Source organism: Streptomyces sp. NPDC102514 (assembly GCF_055584525.1).
Window position 1 is genome coordinate 303925 of the sequence record NZ_JBVJLW010000005.1, and the last position, 18771, is coordinate 322695.

Annotated in this window: 18 protein-coding genes; 11 read left to right on the forward strand and 7 right to left on the reverse strand. The window is 71.5% G+C overall.

Annotated features, from left to right (window positions below; all coding sequences use genetic code 11):
• Positions 1-50: 50 nt before the first annotated feature.
• From ACZ60E_RS15800 to ACZ60E_RS15830, 7 genes are all read left to right on the forward strand, one after another.
• A complete protein-coding gene (locus ACZ60E_RS15800) occupies positions 51-869 on the forward strand; it encodes an SAM-dependent methyltransferase (protein ID WP_384809961.1) in 819 nt (272 codons plus the stop codon).
• A gap of 347 nt (positions 870-1216) precedes the next feature.
• Positions 1217-2233, forward strand: a complete 1017-nt coding sequence (locus ACZ60E_RS15805) for a substrate-binding domain-containing protein (RefSeq protein ID WP_384809962.1) — start codon at positions 1217-1219, stop codon at positions 2231-2233.
• Between the two features lie 248 nt (positions 2234-2481).
• Positions 2482-4995 carry a sensor histidine kinase gene (locus ACZ60E_RS15810; RefSeq protein ID WP_453795132.1) on the forward strand — a complete coding sequence of 838 codons (2514 nt, stop codon included), beginning with the start codon at positions 2482-2484 and terminating at the stop codon, positions 4993-4995.
• Positions 4996-5006: 11 nt separating this feature from the next.
• Positions 5007-5432, forward strand: coding sequence for a roadblock/LC7 domain-containing protein (locus ACZ60E_RS15815; protein WP_107021990.1), 426 nt, complete (start codon positions 5007-5009; stop codon positions 5430-5432).
• Position 5433: 1 nt separating this feature from the next.
• Positions 5434-5790 (forward strand): DUF742 domain-containing protein, encoded by a 357-nt coding sequence (locus ACZ60E_RS15820; protein WP_384809966.1) that lies wholly within the window; start codon positions 5434-5436, stop codon positions 5788-5790.
• On the forward strand, positions 5777-6391 hold the full coding sequence (locus tag ACZ60E_RS15825; RefSeq protein WP_385835773.1) for a GTP-binding protein: 615 nt from the start codon (positions 5777-5779) through the stop codon (positions 6389-6391). Before ACZ60E_RS15820 ends, ACZ60E_RS15825 begins: the two co-directional genes overlap by 14 nt.
• Before the next feature lie 253 nt (positions 6392-6644).
• Positions 6645-7688: a lysylphosphatidylglycerol synthase transmembrane domain-containing protein gene (locus ACZ60E_RS15830; protein WP_469440896.1), complete on the forward strand. Its 1044-nt coding sequence runs from the start codon at positions 6645-6647 to the stop codon at positions 7686-7688.
• Between the two features lie 24 nt (positions 7689-7712).
• On the opposite strand, the gene ACZ60E_RS15835 is transcribed toward ACZ60E_RS15830, so the two are convergent.
• Together ACZ60E_RS15835 and ACZ60E_RS15840 are read right to left on the reverse strand one after the other, a co-directional pair.
• Complete coding sequence (locus ACZ60E_RS15835; protein WP_469440898.1) at positions 7713-8168, reverse strand: RpiB/LacA/LacB family sugar-phosphate isomerase; 456 nt, start codon at positions 8166-8168, stop codon at positions 7713-7715.
• 82 nt (positions 8169-8250) lie between these two features.
• On the reverse strand, positions 8251-9099 hold the full coding sequence (locus ACZ60E_RS15840; RefSeq protein ID WP_469440901.1) for a LysR family transcriptional regulator: 849 nt from the start codon (positions 9097-9099) through the stop codon (positions 8251-8253).
• 105 nt (positions 9100-9204) lie between these two features.
• On the opposite strand from ACZ60E_RS15840, the gene ACZ60E_RS15845 reads away from it, so the two are divergent.
• Positions 9205-9579 carry a DoxX family protein gene (locus ACZ60E_RS15845; RefSeq protein ID WP_453795136.1) on the forward strand — a complete coding sequence of 125 codons (375 nt, stop codon included), beginning with the start codon at positions 9205-9207 and terminating at the stop codon, positions 9577-9579.
• Between the two features lie 6 nt (positions 9580-9585).
• Here ACZ60E_RS15845 and ACZ60E_RS15850 read toward each other — a convergent pair whose 3' ends face one another.
• On the reverse strand, positions 9586-10584 hold the full coding sequence (locus ACZ60E_RS15850; RefSeq protein ID WP_469440902.1) for an ion transporter: 999 nt from the start codon (positions 10582-10584) through the stop codon (positions 9586-9588).
• 127 nt (positions 10585-10711) lie between these two features.
• On the opposite strand from ACZ60E_RS15850, the gene ACZ60E_RS15855 reads away from it, so the two are divergent.
• Positions 10712-11167 (forward strand): tellurite resistance TerB family protein, encoded by a 456-nt coding sequence (locus ACZ60E_RS15855; protein WP_107021983.1) that lies wholly within the window; start codon positions 10712-10714, stop codon positions 11165-11167.
• Between the two features lie 154 nt (positions 11168-11321).
• Here ACZ60E_RS15855 and ACZ60E_RS15860 read toward each other — a convergent pair whose 3' ends face one another.
• The 3 genes from ACZ60E_RS15860 to ACZ60E_RS15870 form a co-directional block, all read right to left on the reverse strand.
• Positions 11322-12746, reverse strand: coding sequence for an LCP family protein (locus ACZ60E_RS15860; protein ID WP_469440904.1), 1425 nt, complete (start codon positions 12744-12746; stop codon positions 11322-11324).
• Between the two features lie 161 nt (positions 12747-12907).
• On the reverse strand, positions 12908-13840 hold the full coding sequence (locus tag ACZ60E_RS15865) for a M56 family metallopeptidase (protein ID WP_384809979.1): 933 nt from the start codon (positions 13838-13840) through the stop codon (positions 12908-12910).
• A 6-nt stretch (positions 13841-13846) separates the two neighbouring features.
• Positions 13847-14236, reverse strand: coding sequence for a BlaI/MecI/CopY family transcriptional regulator (locus ACZ60E_RS15870; protein WP_384809981.1), 390 nt, complete (start codon positions 14234-14236; stop codon positions 13847-13849).
• Between the two features lie 464 nt (positions 14237-14700).
• Here ACZ60E_RS15870 and ACZ60E_RS15875 point away from each other — a divergent pair, with 464 nt between their 5' ends.
• Both ACZ60E_RS15875 and ACZ60E_RS15880 read left to right on the forward strand, forming a co-directional pair.
• Entirely contained in the window at positions 14701-15276 is a 576-nt protein-coding gene (locus ACZ60E_RS15875) for a TerD family protein (protein ID WP_384809983.1), read from the forward strand.
• A gap of 146 nt (positions 15277-15422) precedes the next feature.
• The gene (locus tag ACZ60E_RS15880) at positions 15423-18323 is read left to right on the forward strand and encodes an NACHT domain-containing protein (protein WP_469440907.1); all 2901 of its coding nucleotides are present in this window, start codon (positions 15423-15425) and stop codon (positions 18321-18323) included.
• Between the two features lie 16 nt (positions 18324-18339).
• Here ACZ60E_RS15880 and msrB read toward each other — a convergent pair whose 3' ends face one another.
• Positions 18340-18747 (reverse strand): peptide-methionine (R)-S-oxide reductase MsrB, encoded by a 408-nt coding sequence (msrB, locus tag ACZ60E_RS15885; RefSeq protein ID WP_384809985.1) that lies wholly within the window; start codon positions 18745-18747, stop codon positions 18340-18342.
• Positions 18748-18771 lie beyond the last annotated feature (24 nt).

Here is an 18771-nt window from a genome sequence, read left to right on the forward strand (position 1 = left end):
CTGGTGCTTGAGCGTTCACCGTGAACCGACGACATGATGGGAGATCGGCGTTGCCCGACAACGACGGATGGCCTGCCGACCGGATCGACACCGAGAGCGCGCACTCGGCTCGCATCTACGACTACATCCTCGGAGGCAAGGACTACTACCCCGCCGACAAGGAGGCGGGTGACGCCATGGTGCGGGAGTGGCCCGCCATGCCCGTGCACATGCGGGCCAACCGCGACTGGATGAACCGCGCGGTGCGCTGGCTCGCCGAGAGCGCGGGGATACGCCAGTTCCTGGACATCGGGACGGGCATCCCCACCTCCCCGAACCTCCATGAGATCGCCCAGTCGGTGGCGCCCGAGTCCCGTGTGGTCTACGTGGACAACGACCCCATCGTCCTCACCCTGTCCCAGGGGCTGCTCGCCAGCACCCCCGAGGGCAGGACGTCGTACATCGAGGCCGACTTCCAGCACCCGGAGGCCGTCCTGGGCTCCGCGGAGTTCCTGGAGACCCTGGACCTCGACAAGCCGGTCGCGCTGACCGTCATCGCGATCGTCCACTTCGTGCTGGACGAGGACGACGCGGTCGGTATCGTCCGGCGCCTGCTGGACACGCTGCCCTCGGGCAGCTACCTGGCGATGACCATCGGCACGGCGGAGTTCGCGCCGGACGAGGTCGGCCGGGTCGCCCGTGAGTACGCGGCGCGCGGCATGCCGATGCGGCTGCGGACGATCGGGGAGGCCGAGGAGTTCTTCGACGGTCTTGAGCTGGTCGAGCCCGGGATCGTCCAGGTGCACAAGTGGCTTCCGGACGGCCAGGGCGAAGAGGGTGTCCGGGACGAGGACATCGCGATGTACGGGGCGATCGCCCGCAAGGGATGACGCTGTCGCTGTAAGCAGGTGCGAATCCGGCGTGCAGCCGGGGCTGATCCCTGGTGAAGCCGGCCTGCGGAACCGGCCTGCGGACCGTCCTACGGCATCCGCGGGCCGGTGGGGGCGGGCCGCGCAGTTCCCTGCGCCCCTTCGGGAGCGACCCTCGTCCCTCATCTCCACCTCAAATCAAAAGCGCACAACTCGGGCCATGCGGTCACTCACTTGACGACCGGGCGTCACACACGGTTGGCTCCGGCCAGCGAAAGTCGGACAGACGGCACCTCGTCCTGCCGCCCGTCACAGCGACTTGACGCCCCCATCCGCTTGTCGGCCGCACAGCGAGGTGCCGTTCCCCCATGACCCACACTCCCGCCCGTCCCCTTTCCAGCAGATCCGCGCGCGGCACCGCCGCCCTGGCAGCCTGCGCCGCCGTCTCCCTGCTCGCGTCCGGCTGTACCGGCTCGGACGGGGCCGACTCGGACGCCACCACGGCGGGCAAGGCGGGCGGCTCCGGGATCAAGGTCGCCCTGATCACCCACAGCGCCCCGGACGACGCGTTCTGGGAGCGGGTGCGCAAGGGCGCCGAGGCCGCCGCCGCCAAGGACGGCATCGACCTGGCCTACCAGAGCGACCCCGACGCCGCGGGACAGGCCAAGCTGGTGCGCGAGGCGGTCGCCGACAAGGTCGACGGCATCGCGGTGACCCTCGCCAAGCCGGAAGCCATGAAGGGCGCGGTCGCCGCGGCCAGGGCGGCCGGTATCCCGGTGGTCGGCCTGAACTCCGGTATCGACGCCTGGAAGCCGGGCGGCCTGATGCAGTACTTCGGCCAGGACGAGAGCGTCGCGGGCCGGGCCGTCGGCGACAAGCTGGACTCGCTGCGCGCCAAGCACGCCCTGTGCGTCATCCACGAGCGCGGCAACGTGGCCGTGGAGGCCCGCTGCGCCGGTGTGAAGAAGACCTTCGGCGGCCGTACCGACCTGGTCTACGTGGACGGCACCGACGAGGACGCCCTGATCGAGTCCGTCGCCGCCGCGCTGCGCCAGGACCCGACCATCGACGAAGTCGTGATGAACGGCGCCCAGTTCGCCCTCGCGGCCGTGAAGTCGGTGAAGGAGGCCGGCAGCAAGGCGAAGATCGCCACGTTCGACCTCAACAACGACATCGTCAAGTCCGTGCAGAGCGGGGACGTCCAGTTCGCCGTGGACCAGCAGCCCTACCTGCAGGGATACCTCGCCGTGGACGCGTTCTGGCTGTACGAGACCAACGGCAACGTCAGCGGCGGCGGGGAGGAACCGGTGCTCACCGGACCGGCGTTCGTCACCAAGCAGAACGTCGCCTCGGTGGCCAAGTACGCGGCCAACGGGACCCGCTGAACCGCCCGCCGGGCTGCCCGAACGGAGATCGCCTTATAACGGCGATGACAAGGTTTGGGGTACTCACGGTGCGTACGGTCACTTGTACGGATAGCATCCTGCGGACCCCCTGTGTGTACAGGACACGCGCTCACCCCGCGCGGCCGTCCCCTGCCCTGCCCTGCCCTGCCGACGATCCGACACCCCCGCGACCGCCCGAACTCCCCCGCGACTGACCCCTGCTCACCGCTGATCGCTCTAGGACGACGATGTCTCCACGGACAGGCGCCCGCCGCCGTCTCGGCTCCATACGTCTCTCGCTGATCCTGCTGGCCCTGGTTCCCAGCGTCACCCTCGCCGCCATGTGGGGTGTGACGACGATCCAGATGTTCTCCGAGGGCCTGCGGCTGCGGGACCAGACCGGCCTCAGCCGGTCGACCGGGGCCATGGGTACCGACGCGACGCTGGCGCTGCAGAAGGAACGCAGCCTGTCGGCCGTGCTGCTGGCCTCGCCCGACAGCTCCCGCAGCGCCCTCGACGCGCAGCGGGAACGCACCGACAAGGCCATCGCGACCCTGGTCGGCCAGTCCGACCGGATCCGCGAGGCACCCACCCGTATCCGCGACCGGATGTACTCGGTCATCGCGTCGGTGGGCAGCCTGGAGTATTACCGGGGGCAGGTGGACAACCCCACCGACATCACCCCCGAGCAGGCGCTGGACCAGTACACGTCGATCATCGACGACCAGATCCACGCGTTCCAGGAGATCTCGCAGGTCGACGACGGCGAACTCACCTCGCAGGCGGGCCCGCTCGTCGCCCTGGAGCACTCGGCGGAGCTGGTCTCCCAGGAGGACGCCCAGCTGCACCTGGTGTGGCCGGCGGGCAGGCTCGACGACGAGTCGTGGAGCCACTTCACCCAACTGGTCAACGCCCGGCGCTTCCTCGTCGAGGACCAGCTCATCCCGTCGCTGCGCGGCTCGGTCAAGACACAGACCGAGCGGATCCTCCAGGGCTCCGACTGGAAGTCCCTGGAGACCGTCGAGGAGCAGGTGCTCGCGGCGCGCGCGAAGGGCGGCGACGGCGGACGGATCGACCTCCCGAACGCGGAGAAGCGCTGGACCACGGCGTACGACAAGCTCCGGCTGCAGTACTCCACCCTGATCCAGCAGGAGACGTCGGCGCTGCTGCAGCGCAGTGACGACCAGGCCGAGGCGCTGCTGATCAAGGCCGCCGCGCTGAGCGCCGCCGGACTCGTCGCCCTGCTGGTGTGCGTCTTCATGTCGTGGCGCATCACCCGCTCCCTGTCCCGGCGGCTGCGCGGACTGCGGATCGCCACCCTCGGTCTGGCCGAGGAGCGGCTGCCCGACGTGGTGGCGCGCCTCGACCGCGGCGAGACGGTCGACGTGGAGTCCGCGACGCCCGAGCTGGACTACGGCCGCGACGAACTCGGCCAGGTGGCGCAGGCGTTCAACACCGCCCAGCGCACGGCGGTCAACACCGCGGTGGAACTCGCCGACACCCGGCGCGGTTTCCAGAAGGTCATCCTCGGCATCGCCCGGCAGAGCCAGAACCTGGTCAACCTCCAGCTCACCAAGCTCGACGCGCTGGAACGCCAGCACCAGGACCCGGAGATCCTCAAGGGCCTGTACGAACTCGACTCCACGGCGAGCCAGTTGCGCCGCTACGAGGAGAACCTCGTCATCATCAGCGGTGAACGGCCCGGCCGCAGCTGGACCGAGCCGGTCGCCCTGATCGACATCCTGCGCAGCTCGGTCGGCGAGGTCGCCGAGTACCAGCGCGTGGAGGTGCAGACCGACGAGGAGGTGTTCCTCGCGCCGCCCGCGGTGGCCGACGTCATCCACCTGCTCGCCGAACTCATCGACAACGCGACCACGTACTCCCCCGCGCCCAGCCCCGTCGGAGTACGGGCCGGGCTGGTGGCCAAGGGCCTCGCGGTGGAGATCGAGGACCGCGGGCTCGGTATGTCCGAGGACGACTACGCGTCGTTCAACGCCCAGTTGGCGGTGCCCCCGCAGTTCGACGTGGTGGCCCTCGCCGACGACCTGCGGCTCGGCATGTTCGTGATCGCCCGGCTCGCCAACCGGCACGGCATCACCGTCACGCTGCGCCCCTCGCCGTACGGCGGCACGACCGCGATCGTGCTGGTCCCGTACGAGATCGTGGTGCGCGAGTCCCCGGAGTCCATAGCCGGGAGCACGCGGGGAGCCGACGAGGCGCGCAGGCCGGCCGGGGAACCGGTCCGGGCCGCCGTCGCCGTCGCCACGAGGAGCGCGACCGCGCGGGACTTCGAGAACAGCGAGAACGCCGGGGGCGCCGAGGACGGCACGCCGGACGGCCCCGCGCACGAGCGCCCGAGGGAGGCGCAGCCCGTCGCCCACGCGCGGAGCGCCGAGGTACCCGCGGCACGGGCCGGCACCGTCAGGCCCCGTCCGGACGCGGGCCGTGCCGACACGGGGCACGCCGGTGCGGGCCGTTCCGTACCGGGCGGCCTCCCCGCACGCGACGGCCTCAAGGCGCTGCCGCGCCGGGTGCCGCAGACCAGCCTGGCCGCCGAGTTGCGTGAGGACTCCGCGGCCGACGAGACCGACAGCTCCCTGGACGACTTCACCGCGGAACGCGCGGCCTCCTCCCTTGCCGGATTCCAGCGCGGAACACTCCAGGCACGTGACAACGACGCGGATCCGTCGTACGACCAAGGGGAAGAAGCCGCACCCGAAGGCGCTTCCGTCACCTCGACTCCGCCCGCTGACCGCTCATGAAGGACAGAGAAATGACACGCCCCATCCCTGCCACGCACAGTCAGCTCGACCAGCTGCTCACCGGACTGGTGGACCGGGTCGCCGAGGTGAACCAAGCCGTCGTGCTCTCCGAGGACGGACTGGTCGTCAGCAGGTCCACGGGGTTCCTGCGGGACGACGCCGAGCGGCTGGCGGCGACCGCGTCCGGTCTGATGAGCCTCAGCAAGGGCGTCAGCATGGACTTCCGCGGCGGGCCCGTGCGGCAGGCGCTCATCGAGATGGCCAACAGCTATCTGATCCTCACCACGGCGGGCCCCGGTGCCCATCTGGCCGTGCTCACCAACCGGGGCGCGGACGTCGGTGTGGTCGCGTACCAGATGAACATGCTGGTGAAGAAGATCGGCGAGCATCTCAGCGCGGCTCCGCGAGCCGGCGTCGCCACCGACTCCGGCGAGTGAAGTGAACGGAGGCGACTCGGCGGGCCGTCTCGTCCGGCCGTTCACGCTGACCGGCGGGCGCACCCGGCCCAGCCGCGCCGACTTCACCCTCATCACGTCGGTGACCACGGTGGATCCGCCGCCCGCCCGGGCCGCGCGGACGCAGCCCGAGCACGCGCGGATCCTGCGGCTGTGCGCGAAGCCCCTCGTGGTGGCGGAACTGGCCGCCCAGCTCGATCTGCCGGTGAGCGTGGTCTGCATCATGCTCTGCGATCTGCTGGAGGCGGGCCGGATCACCGCCCGGGCACCGCGTGAGATCTCCCGCACCTCGGACCTGGACCTGCTGCAGAAAGTGAGGGACGGCCTTGGCCGGCTCTAGCCCCGTCATCCAGGGGACCTCAGCACCCGACACGGTGAAGATCCTGATCGCCGGCGGTTTCGGCGTGGGCAAGACCACCATGGTCGGCTCGGTCAGCGAGATCGTGCCGCTGCGCACCGAGGAACCGCTCACCGCGGCCGGCCTCGGCGTCGACGACCTGGGCGGCATCCCGGAGAAGCACGCCACCACGGTGGCCCTGGACTTCGGGCGGATCACGCTCAGCCAGGAACTCGTGCTGTATCTCTTCGGCACGCCCGGGCAGCAGCGGTTCTGGTTCATGTGGAACGACCTGGCCATCGGCGCCCTGGGGGCCGTGGTGCTGGTCGACGTCCGCCGCCCGGAGTCCAGCTTCGCCGCCATCGACTTCTTCGAGCGGCGCGGCATCCCGTTCGTCGTCGGCGTGAACGGTTTCCACGGCGAGCATCCGTACGAGCCGGAGGAGATCCGGGAGGCCCTGGCGCTGCCGGAGAACGCGCACGTGCTGCTGTGCGACGCCCGGGACCGGGACTCGTGCCGGGACGTACTGATCGCGCTGATCGACCAGTTGATAGCGACCTCGGCGCAGAGCGACGGAAGCGGGCGGCCCGGCGGCCCGGCCTGAGAACGGGCGGGCCGGACAGCGCAGGGGTGAGCAGGGCAGGGGTGAGCAGGGCAGCGGGTGGCTTGAGACCTGGTGGGCGTGGGCACAACAAAGAAGCCGGAGCCGTGTGCGCGACGGCGGGCCGTCCACGCCCCGTCGGCTTGCGGACACCATGGCGTCACACCGGGTGGGCATGTTTCGGCCGTCCCCTCCTGCCTCGCCGTGACCGTCCGCCCGCCCCGCGCGGGTATGACGCGGAAGGACGACGTGCGCCGTGTCCTCGCTCCCGCTCGAATCCGTCCCCCGGGCGCTCCCCACGCCCGCCCCCGCTCCACCGCTCTCCCCGGTCCTCGCCCCCGATCCGGCTCCCTCCCGCCTCCCCGCGGTCGGGCGCCCGGTCCGCTGGGCCCTGACCCTGCTCCCGCTGGCACTGATCGCGGCATGGGCGGCGGCCGACTGGCGGACCGTCCGCGACGGAACCGCCCGGCTGGCCGCCGCCGACCCCTGGTGGCTGCTCGCCGCGGTCCTGTGCACCTGCCTGGGCTGGGTGGCCGCCGCCTGCGTACGCCAGGGCGCCCTTCCGGACCGGCTGCCGCCGGGACTGCTGCTCGCCTCGCAGTTCGCCGCCGGTGCCGCGAACCATGTGCTCCCGGCGAGCATCGGCGCCCACGCCGTCACCCTGCGCTTCCTCCAGGGCCGGGGCATCCCCCTGGCCCGGGCCACCGCCTCGCTCGCGCTGTACTCCCTGGTCAGACCGATCGCCAAGACGATGGTGCTGCTGGTCTTCGTGGTGGCCCACCCGGACCTGCTCCACCTCGGTGAACTGGTCCCGGACGAACGGACCATGGCCCTGGTCGCCGGGTCCGTCGCCGCCGGGTTCGGTACGGCCGTGCTGCTCGTGACGGCCGTACGTCCGCTGCGCCGCCCGGCCGTGGACTGCGTACGCACCGCCCTGACCGACGTACGGCTGCTGCACCGGCGGCCCGCCCGGATCGCCGCCCTCTGGGGCGGGGCGGCGGCGACCCCGCTGCTGCAGGGGAGCGTGATCGCCACGGTCGGCTTCTCGCTCGGGCTCCCCTTGTCGTGGACGCAGGTGGTCCTCGCCCTGCTGCTGGCCAGTACGGCGGTCGGAGCCGTCCCCGCGCCCGGCGGGATCGGCCCCGTGGACGCGGCGCTGGTGTTCACCATGGTCGCGTTCGGCGCCCCCGTGGGCGTCGCGGCGGCGACCGTCGTCGGCTATCGCGTCCTGACGGTATGGATACCGCTGCTGCCGGGCGCGCTGGTGCTGTCGGCGCTGGTGCACCGCAGGGTGCTGTGAACGGCGGAGGTCGTCCCGCCCCGGCTACGAGCCGGTTCGGCCGCGATCGATCTCCGCCACGTGGGACACGTTGTCGCGGTCGTCGGCGTCCGTGCTGGGCTCGGCGCCGAACCACGCGTCGAGGATCTCCCTGAGCAGTGGTCCGGACGTCAGCCGCAGCCCGAGGGCCAGCACGTTGGCGTCGTTCCAGCGGCGGGCACCGTCGGCCGTGTAGGCGTCCGTGCACAGTGCGGCCCGTACGCCCGTCACCTTGTTCGCGGCGAGCGACGCGCCCGTGCCGGTCCAGCAGCACACGACCGCCTGGTCCGCCCGCCCGGCGGCGACATCGCGGGCCGCCGCCTCCGAGCACACCGCCCACCGCGCGTCGCCCCCGGGCGACAACGCCCCGTACGCCCGCACCTCGTGGCCGCGCTCGCGCAGTTCCGCGACCAGCGCGCGGGCCACGGGTTCGTCCATGTCCGAGGAGACGGAGATCCGCATGCGCCGGAGACTACCGGGCGGAGCCGCCATCCATCACCCGCCGTCCACCGCACGTCACCTGTCACCTGTCACCTGTCACCTGTCATGCATAGGCGGCGATCGCGGTCCGGACGAACGAGGCGAGTACGGGGTTCGTGTCGCCCTGGTTCCAGGCCAGCACCACGCGGCTCGGTGGCATGTCGATCAGCGGTACCACCGTGAGCCTCCGCGCCGGCGCGTGGTCGAGGAGCGTCATACCGACCGTGCCGTTCCACAGAACGGCCTGCTGACACTCCTGCACCGCCCGCACCACGGGCCCCTCACGGGGTTCCCCGCCGTTCCAGTACGACTGCCAGAGCGGATCGGTGCCCGCCGGGAACCGGAACCAGCGGCGGCCGGTCAGGTCGGCCAGCTTCAGGCTCTCCCGGCGGGCCAGCGGATCGTCGGCGCACAGCAGCGCCCCCACGGGGTCGGCCCGCAGTTCGCGCACGGCCAGCCCGGTCTCGTCGAACGGCCCGCGGGTCAGGGCGATGTCGACCGCTCCGGCGCGCAGTCCGCAGGTCGGATCGGTGAGGTCCGTCTCGCGGACGCGGACCTCGACGTGCGGGTGCAGCCGGCGATGGGCGGCGGCCAGTCTGAGCGCGCCCGGGTCCGTGCTGTCCCCGAGGATGCCGACGGTGAGGAGCGCGGCACCGGCCGCCGCGGCCACGCGTTCGCGGAGCCGGTCGGCCCGGCCGAGCAGGTCGCGCGCCTCGTCGAGCAGCAGGGCCCCGGCCGGAGTGAGCGCGACCCCGGCGGAGGACCGGTCGAACAGCGCGGCGCCCAGCTCGCTCTCCAGGCGCCGGATCGCCCGGCTCAGCGGCGGCTGGCTCATGTGGAGCCGGGTGGCGGCCCGGCCGAAGTGGAGTTCCTCGGCGACCGCCACGAAGTAGCGCAGCGTGCGTAGCTCCATGGGCGCCACGATAGCCAGAGCGGTACCTCCACTGATACCCGTACGGTATCGAGGTGCCGGAACGGGTCTTGGACAGCCGGGGTGCCCCCGCAGTGTGATCAAGGCATGACTGACGCACTCGGACTCGCCTACTGGATCCTCGCCGGCCTGCTCGCCCTCTTCTACCTCTACGGGGGCGGGGTGAAGGTGGTCAGGAGCCGTGAGGGGCTGCGCCCGATGATGGCCTGGGTGGACAGCACGCCGATGCCGGCCGTCAGGGCGATCGGCGTGATCGAGGTCCTGGGCGCGATCGGGCTGATCCTTCCGCCGCTGACCGGCATCGCGCCCTGGCTGGCCCTGGCCGCGGCCCTCGGGTTCGTGGTGCTGCAGATCGGCGCGACCGGGGTGCACCTGAAGCTCGGGGACCGGCGAATCGCCCTCAACATCGCGCTCCTCCTCACCGCCGCGGTGACCGTCTGGCCGGCGACGGTCCGGTTGTGAGCGCGTTCACCCCGGATGCGGCTCACGGGTGAGGGGGTCCGGGTCCGAGGGGATGCCGATGCCTTCCGCTCCGTGCGGTGGGGGCGTGAAGACCCGCTGAAGGCTCGCTTCGAGGTCGTCGAGGGCCCGCCGCGCGGTCACGATCCGCTCGCGCAGCTCGCGTTCGGCCTCGATCCCCGCACGCTGCAACGGCGTCGGCACCGGCACCGGCACCACAGGGAGTACGCCGGCTGCGCCTCGCGCCTCCTCCTGCTCGCGCTCCAGGTCGCGGGCCTCGTCGAGGGAGCTGATGACGACCCCGATGAGCACGTTGACGAGGACGAAGGAGGCGAGCAGCACGTAGGAGGCGTAGTAGACGATGCTCCAGCGGGAGATCTCCAGGCCCGCGCGGACCGAGTCGCCGAGGCCGTCCAGGGTCATCAGGAGGAAGAGGGTGAGGACGGCGCGGCCGAGGGAGCCGAAGTGCTCGGGGTCGCTCTCGGCGAAGGCGACCCAGCCGACCATCGCGTACACGTAGAGCAGCAGGGCTCCGACGATCAGGAAGCTCAGGGTGCCGGGCAGGCTGCGGCCCACGGCGACGAGGAAGACGCGCAGCTGGGGCAGGAACCTGGCCGTGCGCAGGACGCGGGCCAGGCGCAGCAGCCGCAGGATCGTGCCGTTCTCGCGGACGACGGGCAGGAACGCGGAGAACACGACGGCCAGGTCGAACAGGTTCCACGGGTCGCGGAAGAAGTCCCGCGGGCGGTCCGAGTGGGCGCCCGCGCGCAGCAGGATCTCCACCGTGAAGGCCGCCAGGAAGCAGTGCTCGACGAGCTTCAGCTGCCCGTGCCAGCGGTGGACGACGCCCGTGTAGGTCTCGATGCCGAGGATCAGCGCGTTGGCGATGATCAGCGCGAAGACCGCGGCGGCGAACCAGCGGGCCTCGGTGACACCGCGGCAGCGTGCGGCCAGGGCGGCCCGGGAACGGCGGCTGCCGGGTAAGTGTGTGGCCGCGTCATCCGTCATCGCGCGCTTACAGCTCCCTCTTCATGAAGTCGTACACCCCCGCCAATTTCTACACTACTGTAGAAATAAGCGATGCCCGGGCCGTTCCAGGCCGACCGGGCACACCTCTCACACGTACGGAGATCTCATGGCCCTGTGGGACCGCATCAAGGATTCCGCGTCGACGATGCAGAACCAGCTGGTGGCGAAGAAGAACGACCTCAAGAGCGGTGCCTTCCGCGACGCCTCCATGGCGATGTGCGCGCTGGTCGCCGCCGCCGACGGCACGATCGACCCGTCCGAGCGCCGCCGGGTGGCCCAGCTCATCGCCACCAACGAGGTGCTGCAGAACTTCCCCGCCGACGACCTCCAGCGCCGCTTCGACGCCAACCTCGACAAGCTCGTCGCGGACTTCGACTTCGGCAAGGTCAGCGTGCTGCAGGAGATCGCCAAGGCCAAGAAGAAGCCCGCCGAGGCGCGTGCCGTGGTCCAGATCGGCATCGTCATCGGCGGCGCCGACGGCGACTTCGACAAGACCGAGCAGGCCGTCGTCCGCGAGGCGTGCTTCACCCTCGACCTGCCGCCGCACGAGTTCGACCTCTGAGAACCACCGCTGCCGGACGTACGGCGGGACGGGCGGGACCGACGTGGCGGACGGGACGGGCGGGGCGGACGGGGCGACTGCCTCGGCCGCCCCGCCCGTTCCGCATGTTCCGCCCGTCCCTCATGTTCCGGCAGGTCGCAGGATGCCGCATGGGTCACAGGATGCCGTCGGGGTCGAGGCCGGTTCCCACCGTCAGGGTCACCACGCCCGCGGCGGCGTCCGACCCCTGCGCGGCCCGCGTGTCGGGCAGCCGCGACGCGAGCACCTTCGCCTGCGCGCCCATCCCCTGCGGATAGGTGGCCGTGGTGGCGCGGGTCGTCTCCGGGGCGTTGCCCGTGCCGACGACCGTGAACCCGGCCAGGCGCAGTTTCGCGGCGACGACGGCGGCCCGCCCCGAGACGCCGGTGCCGTTGAGGACCTGGACGCGGACACCGGACGCGTATATCAAGTCGTCCTTGGCCTCGGCCTGGAGTGCCTTCTTGTCGACCTCCTTGTCCTTGGCCAGGGAGGTGAACAGGTCGTCGGCCTGCGGGTACTGCCACACGACGTTGGCCTTGTCGGCGGCCACGTCCGCCTCACGCGGGTAGTTGGGCACGGTGAGGAAGGTCAGCTTCTTGCTGGGGATGCCCTTCACTTCGGACGCGAGACCGTACAGCGGCTTGATACCGGCCAGGTCCTCGTCCGTGGTCAGGGACTTCGTGGCCGACTGCAGGAAGTCGTACAGCGAGGTCGGGCTGGTCAGCTTCGACTGCGCCTTCTTGGCCAGCGCCTCCATGAACTCCTGCTGGCGGCCGATGCGCCCGAGGTCGGACCCGTCGCCGACGCTGTACCGGGCGCGTACGTAACCGAGCGCCTCCTCGTCCTTGACGGTCTGGCAGCCGGCCTCCAGGTCCAGGTGGGCCTTCTCGTCGTGGATGGCCTGCTCGGGGCAGACCTCGATGCCGTCCAGGGCGTTGACCATGCCCTTGAAGCCCTGGAAGTCGACGGACATGAAGTGGTCGATACGCAGTCCGGTGTTGGCCTCGACCGTCTTGATGGTGCAGGCGGCGGCTCCCGCGACCTCGCCGCCGATACCGCCGATCGCGAACGCCTCGTTGATCTTGGCGTGGTGCGGGGTCGAGGTGCTGTCGTCACCCTTCTCGCACGCGGATATCTGCACCCAGGAGTCGCGCGGGAAGGACACCACGGTCGCCCATTTCCGGTTGGCCGGGACGTGCATCACCATCAGGGTGTCGGACTGCATGGTGGTCAGGCCCTTGCCGTACTTCCCGTTGTCCCCGTCCCGGCTGTCCGAGCCGACGACGAGGATGTTCTTCGACCCCGGACTGAGGTTCTCGGGACGGTCCCCGCCGAGCTTGTTGTCGATGTCGGCGGCGCCGATGTTGCCGTTCAGGTCCTGGTATATCCAGGCGCCGACCCCCGCCGAGGCGAGGACGAGCACCGCGAACACCCCCGCCGTCCAGGCGACGATCCGGCCCCGCCGTGTCAGTCTCGTCGGCTTCGCCGCCCGCGCCGAACCCGTCCCCCGCGCCGACCTGCTTCCGGCCGGAGCGTGCCGCCGCTGTCCCCTACCGCCCACAGGCGCCCCTTTCCCGCGCTCGGCCGCACTCTCCGGCCGGCCCCTGACTCATGAGCGCCCAGCGCCCCCGTTACTCCGAACGGCGAAACTCTACATTCATGTAGAGATACGGACGGGAGGCGGGTACGACTCACCCCGCCGACCGGCCGCCCGGCCCCCGCTCACAGCGGTGTCGCCGCGTGCAGGATGAGAACCATCGTCACCGCGGAGTTCGCGGAGGACAGCGCGGACACCGCGGTCCCGGCCGCCGCACCCCAGGCGGCGAGGCCCACCGAGGTGAACACCGACGGCCAGGTGCGCGGCACGGGCGCGGGGCCGAGCAGCGCGGCGACCCGGCGCGGCACCGGGCCCGGCGCGGCGAGGCCCGCGAGCGTGGGCACCGGGGTGCCGCGGGAGACCAGGGCGGCCTTGCCGATCGCGCAGGCCACGGCCCGGCGGCTGCCGACGACCTGAGCGGCCTCCTCGTCGGCCCACCGTTCCGCCGTGTAGGACACGGCGGTGCACAGCGGGCGCAGGAACGGGTTGGCGCGCGCGGCCAGTTGGGCGGCGAGCAGGAACCTGTGGTGATGGGCGGCGAGGTGGGCGCGCTCGTGGGCGAACAGGGCGCGCCGCTCGGACGGTTCGAGACAGGAGAGGAGCGCGGTGGTCACCACCACCCGGTCCCGCCGCCCGCCGGGGAGGGCGTACGCGTACGGCACCTCGTCGGGCAGGACCGCCACCTCGGTGCCGGGCAGGTCGGCGAGCGCCAGGTGGGCGCGCCGGCGGACCCGCTGGTGCCGCCACAGCGTGCGCCCGCAGACCAGCAGCACCGCGAGGAGCGCCGGGATCGCCAGCTTCCCGGCGATCTCGTCGTACGGCACGGCCTCGCGCACCTCGGGATCGGACCAGCCGTCGGGCAGCGGGTTGCCGGGCAGCTGGGCCGTGCCCACCACCATCAGCAGCCCCAGGCAGACCGTGCTGCACACCGCCATGACCACGGCGAGGCCGGTCAGCAGGCGAGTGGCGGTCCGCGGATACAGCCGCAGCTCGGCGAGCCGGGCGATCGGCCATGCCGTCAACGGCAGGACCAGCGGCAGAAAGACGAACACCCCCATGAGGCTTCAGTCTTCCCTCTCCGCCTCGGGGTGGGCCAGCAGTTCACGCAGCAGTCGCTCGTCGTTCGGCTCCAGGGACGTCACGAAGCTCGCGAGTACGGCTTCCCGGTTCCGTTCGCCGTCGAGGACCCGGCGCATCCGGCGGGCGGCCAGACCTGCCTCGTCCGACGCCGGGGTCCACGCGAAGGACCGGCCGACGCGCTCACGCGTCACCGCTCCCTTCGCCAGCAGCCGGGTCAGGATCGTGATGACGGTCGTGTAGGCGAGGTCGCCACCCAGCCGCTCCTGCACCCAGCCCGCCGTCGCGGGCCCGTCCGCGGCGCGCAGAGCCGCCAGGATCTGGGCCTCCAGCTCGCCCTGTCCCCGCCGCGGGGGACGCTGCCGCTGGTCCGTCACGCCCTGTCTCCCTTCCGCCGACTCCGAAACACGGGTGGCCCATCGTATCGACGCCGAACGACCACGCATGACGCCCATGCGCCGAGGCGGGACGACCACCCATGACCGCTCATGCGCCGAGGCAGGGCGACCGACCACGGGGCCTACGCGTCGAAGCAGGGCGGCCGACCCTGACGTCCAGGGGTCGAGGCGGGTCAACCGACCCTGACGCCCACGCGTCGAGGCAAGGCGGTCGGGCCCCTGACGTCCACGCGTCGGCGCCGGGCGGCCGGACCGTACCCCACCCGCCCCGGAGGGGCCTCCGTGCCCCTCCGGCCCCACCCTTCACGGCCGTACGGCCCGCCGAAGTGGTGACGAAGGCGCCGCCTCTTCCCCTTTTTCTACAGTGTTGTAGATTTTATACCGGGGTCCCGGACGGGTCCCCGTCCCTCACGCATCGAGCACACATCGAGAAGGAGTACGCAGTGGGAGTTTCCCTGGCCAAAGGCGGCAATGTCTCGCTCAGCAAGGAGGCGCCCGGCCTGACCGCCGTGCTCATCGGCCTCGGCTGGGACGTACGGACCACGACCGGCGCCGACTACGACCTCGACGCCTCGGCCCTGCTGCTCAACGCTTCCGGCAAGGTCCTGTCCGACCAGCACTTCGTCTTCTACAACAACCTCACGAGCCCGGACGGCTCGGTCGAGCACACCGGTGACAACCTCACCGGTGAGGGCGAGGGCGACGACGAGTCCGTCAAGGTGAACCTCGCGACCGTACCGGCCGAGGTCGACCGGATCGTCTTCCCGGTCTCCATCCACGACGCCCATGCCCGCGGCCAGAGCTTCGGCCAGGTCCGGGGCGCCTTCATCCGCGTCGTCAACCAGGCGGGCGGCGCCGAGATCGCACGCTACGACCTGTCCGAGGACGCCGCCACCGAGACGGCGATGGTCTTCGGCGAGCTGTACCGCCACGGCACCGAGTGGAAGTTCCGCGCGGTCGGCCAGGGATACGCCTCCGGGCTCTCCGGCATCGCCTCCGACTTCGGCGTCAACGTCTGACGAACCGTCGGCGTCCGACACGGACCGCCCGCCCCCGGGCCTGATCCCCGGGGGCGGGCCCGGTACGACCCCCGCCGGACGGGGCCCCGCCGCGCCACCCGGGCGTATTCTCCGAACAGGCACTGGCAGGCGCGAGGGGGAGCGCTATGCGGCATGTGCGGTACGTGGTGTGGGGCGGCGCGTTCGTGGCGACATCGGCGGTGCTCGCCATCGCCGTCGTCAACGGGGAACTCGGCGACACCACGATCCTGACCACCGTCCTCGGATTCGGGATCGCCGCGACGGGGCTCGCCCTGAATCTGGTGCGCACCTCCACCGACGGCGGACGACGCCCTTCACCCGCCGAGGTCCTGGGCGCTCGCGTCGAGCAACTGGCCGCGGCGGTCGAACAGCAGTGGCAGTCCGAGTGGCGGCTGCGACGCCTGCAGGACCCGGAGCCCATCGCGGTGCACTGGTCCTCCGCGGAACCCTGGCTGGCCGATCCGCGGGAGCCCGGCACGGACGGACCCGAACCCCCGGACGACCGCCTGGAGAACATCGCCGCCGCGCTGGACCGCGTGGCGTCGCGGCGACTCGTCGTCCTGGGCGAGCCGGGCAGCGGCAAGACCGTACTCGCGGTCCGGTTCACACTGGACGTCCTCGCGTCACGGGACGCGGGGGCGCCCGTGCCCGTGGTGGTGTCGATGTCGGACTGGCGCCCGCAGAGCGAGAGCCTCGACACCTGGCTGGCGCGGTACATCGCCGGCCACTACCCCGGTGCGTCCTGGGCCCGTGAACTCCTCGACGCCGGCCGGGTGATCCCCGTACTCGACGGGCTCGACGAGATGGCCCCTCCGCTGCGCACCGCGGCCGTACGCCGGCTGAACACGGACCTCGACGACGGCCGTCCACTGCTCATGACCTGCCGCTCGGCCGTGTACGCCGACGTCGTGCGATCCAGTGACGTCTTCACCTCGGCGGCCGTCGTGGAGCTGCAGCCCCTCGGCTTCGAGACGGCGGCGGCCCATCTGCTGCGTACCGCCCGTCCCGTCCGCGGCCCCGGCGGCACCCGCACCACCGCCTGGCACCCGGTGATCGACCGCCTGCGCGCCGAGCCCGACGCCCACCCCTGCGCGGCGTTACGAGCCGTACTGCGCACGCCGCTGATGGTGACCCTCGCGAGGACCGCGTACGACGACACCGACGCGGACCCGGCCGAGCTGCTCGACGACGGCAGGTGGGACGACCGGGCGCAACGGGAAGCGCAGCTGGAGGCGCATCTGCTGGACGCCTTCGTACCGGCGGCCTTCCGGGACGAAGGCGGCCGGGTGGACACGGCGCTCGACACCCTCGGCTTCCTGGCCCGCCACCTGGAGCGACAGGGATCACGCGAACTCGCCTGGTGGGAACTGCGCCGCGAACTGCCTTTGCCCCTGCGGACGATGGGGCCCGTGCTGGTCGTCGGAGCCCTCGCCGCGGCGATCATCCTGCTGACGACAGAAGCACAGCCTGGCTGGACGGTCCTCATCACCGCCGGGTTGCTGACTCCTCTCTGCGTCGGACAGGCACTGTCCCTGCGGGGCGACAGCGATCGCACACGCGGCCACGGACCGGACGGACCCACGACAGCCCGGCGTGGACGCGTACCCCGTGAACTCGTCTGGGTACTGGTGGGGGCGATACCGCTCGGACTCGTGGTGGGCATGACCAGGGACCTCGGTCTGAGTCCCTATCCCGCTCTCCTCCAACGATGGGAGTGGGCGGGAGCCTGCGCCCTCGCCATGACTGGGGGCCTCGCTGTGGCCACCGCTCTAGGGGTGCTCGATCTGCTGGGAAAGCCGGTCCCCACCACCATTCCGCTCTCGGCCGGAAGGGGCGCGCACTCATGGCGCCGGCGCGGTCTGGCGGTGCTGGTCGTGGCGGCGGCCACGGCGTTCGGCGCCCTCGTGCCCACCGCACTGTTTGCCCCCATCCGCATCAGGGTGGTCTGCGGCGCGTCCTTGGGACTGGTCGTGGCCCTGGCGCTCCGGCAGAACCCGGGAACGGTCGGCCGAGTTCTCACCCCACGGCAGACCGCCGCCGGCCGTCGGGCCGGCCCGCGCGGTTCGGTGCTCACCGCGGTGGGGCGCGGCCTGGTCAAGGGACTGACCGCGGGATTCCTGCTTGGGCTGGCGTTCGGCGTCACCAACGGCACCACGCTTGCCGCCCGGGCCTCCGTGGCCCAGGACGACGCCCCCGCGGGCGGCTCCTGGCACACGTCTGCCGACGGCAGCAGAGTTTTCGTGGCCGACGGCTGGCGTCACCGCAAGCTCGCGGACGGCACCCGCGTGGTGTCCTCATCAGGTCCCGTCCGCTGGGCCGTGGAGCGATGGACCGACGGGGGTGTGTACGCGGAGACCATGTCCTTGTTCGCCCAAGGGTGCGACGGCGTCTGCGAGACCCTGGACAACCCGGTCGAGCTGCGACAACACCCGGGTCAGGAAGAGCTCTTGGCGAAACTGCCCGACGGCACCTTCGCGCAGAGCTGGGACCTGGAGGACACACTGCCGCCGGCCAGCCGCCGATGGCTGGAACTGAGTACCCCCGAGCGGCTCCTGGTCCGGAACGTGAACGAGGGAGTCATCCTCGCGTTCTCCCTCGGCCTGATCAGCGGGCTGACGGCCGCTCTCCACCGCTGGCTGGTCAGCCCCACCGACATCGCCCGGGCCGGCACCCCACTGGACGGTCTGCACGCGGACCGGGCGACCGCTGTCAGCCGCGGTGTCCTTCTCGTGGTGATCGGCTTCCTCAGCACGGCCCTTGCGGTGCGGTTGTGGCCGGAGACTACGTTCGCCGCGTCCTCGTTCATGATCTGGCTGATCACAGCCCCCCTCGCCATCGCCCTGAGCGCCTGGGGCTGGCTGCTCGTCACCCGGTTGTGGCTGTGCGGTACGGGACGGTTGCCGTGGCGGCTGATGCGGTTCCTCGAAGACGCCCACCGCAGAGGAGTACTCCGGCAGGCGGGCGCCCTGTACGAGTTCCGGCACGCCCGCCTTCAGGAACGGCTGGCCACGAGGCTCGACGAATGAGCCTCGTGGGCCCTCGTCAGCCCTCGGCCGGCGTCAGCTTCAGCGAGATCGAGTTGATGCAGTACCGCTGGTCGGTCGGCGTCGCGTAGCCCTCGCCCTCGAAGACGTGCCCGAGGTGCGATCCGCAGCGGGAGCAGCGGACCTCGGTCCGCGACATCCCGTGGGAGCGGTCCTCGATCAGCTCGACCGCGTCGGAGTCCTTCGGGTCGTAGAAGGACGGCCAGCCGCAGTGCGACTCGAACTTCTCCGTGGAGGTGAAGAGCTCGGCTCCGCACGCCCGACAGGAGTAGACGCCCGTCGTCTTGGTGTCGGTGTACTCACCGCGGAACGCCGGCTCCGTGCCGGCCTGGCGCAGGACGGTGTACTCGGCCGGGCTCAGCTCCGCACGCCACTGCTCGTCCGGCTTCTCGATGTCGTACGACATGAAAGCTCAACCCCTCTACTCAGG

Bases quoted from the DNA above. Each gene is read 5' to 3' on its own strand.
- ACZ60E_RS15850 (WP_469440902.1), bottom strand. From the start codon at position 10,584: ATGACGGATGACGCGGCCACACACTTACCCGGCAGCCGCCGTTCCCGG.
- ACZ60E_RS15855 (WP_107021983.1), top strand. From the start codon at position 10,712: ATGGCCCTGTGGGACCGCATCAAGGATTCCGCGTCGACGATGCAGAAC.
- msrB (WP_384809985.1), bottom strand. From the start codon at position 18,747: ATGTCGTACGACATCGAGAAGCCGGACGAGCAGTGGCGTGCGGAGCTG.
- ACZ60E_RS15815 (WP_107021990.1), top strand. From the start codon at position 5,007: ATGACACGCCCCATCCCTGCCACGCACAGTCAGCTCGACCAGCTGCTC.
- ACZ60E_RS15810 (WP_453795132.1), top strand. From the start codon at position 2,482: ATGTCTCCACGGACAGGCGCCCGCCGCCGTCTCGGCTCCATACGTCTC.
- ACZ60E_RS15840 (WP_469440901.1), bottom strand. From the start codon at position 9,099: ATGGAGCTACGCACGCTGCGCTACTTCGTGGCGGTCGCCGAGGAACTC.
- ACZ60E_RS15845 (WP_453795136.1), top strand. From the start codon at position 9,205: ATGACTGACGCACTCGGACTCGCCTACTGGATCCTCGCCGGCCTGCTC.
- ACZ60E_RS15880 (WP_469440907.1), top strand. From the start codon at position 15,423: ATGCGGCATGTGCGGTACGTGGTGTGGGGCGGCGCGTTCGTGGCGACA.
- ACZ60E_RS15835 (WP_469440898.1), bottom strand. From the start codon at position 8,168: ATGCGGATCTCCGTCTCCTCGGACATGGACGAACCCGTGGCCCGCGCG.
- ACZ60E_RS15865 (WP_384809979.1), bottom strand. From the start codon at position 13,840: ATGGGGGTGTTCGTCTTTCTGCCGCTGGTCCTGCCGTTGACGGCATGG.
- ACZ60E_RS15805 (WP_384809962.1), top strand. From the start codon at position 1,217: ATGACCCACACTCCCGCCCGTCCCCTTTCCAGCAGATCCGCGCGCGGC.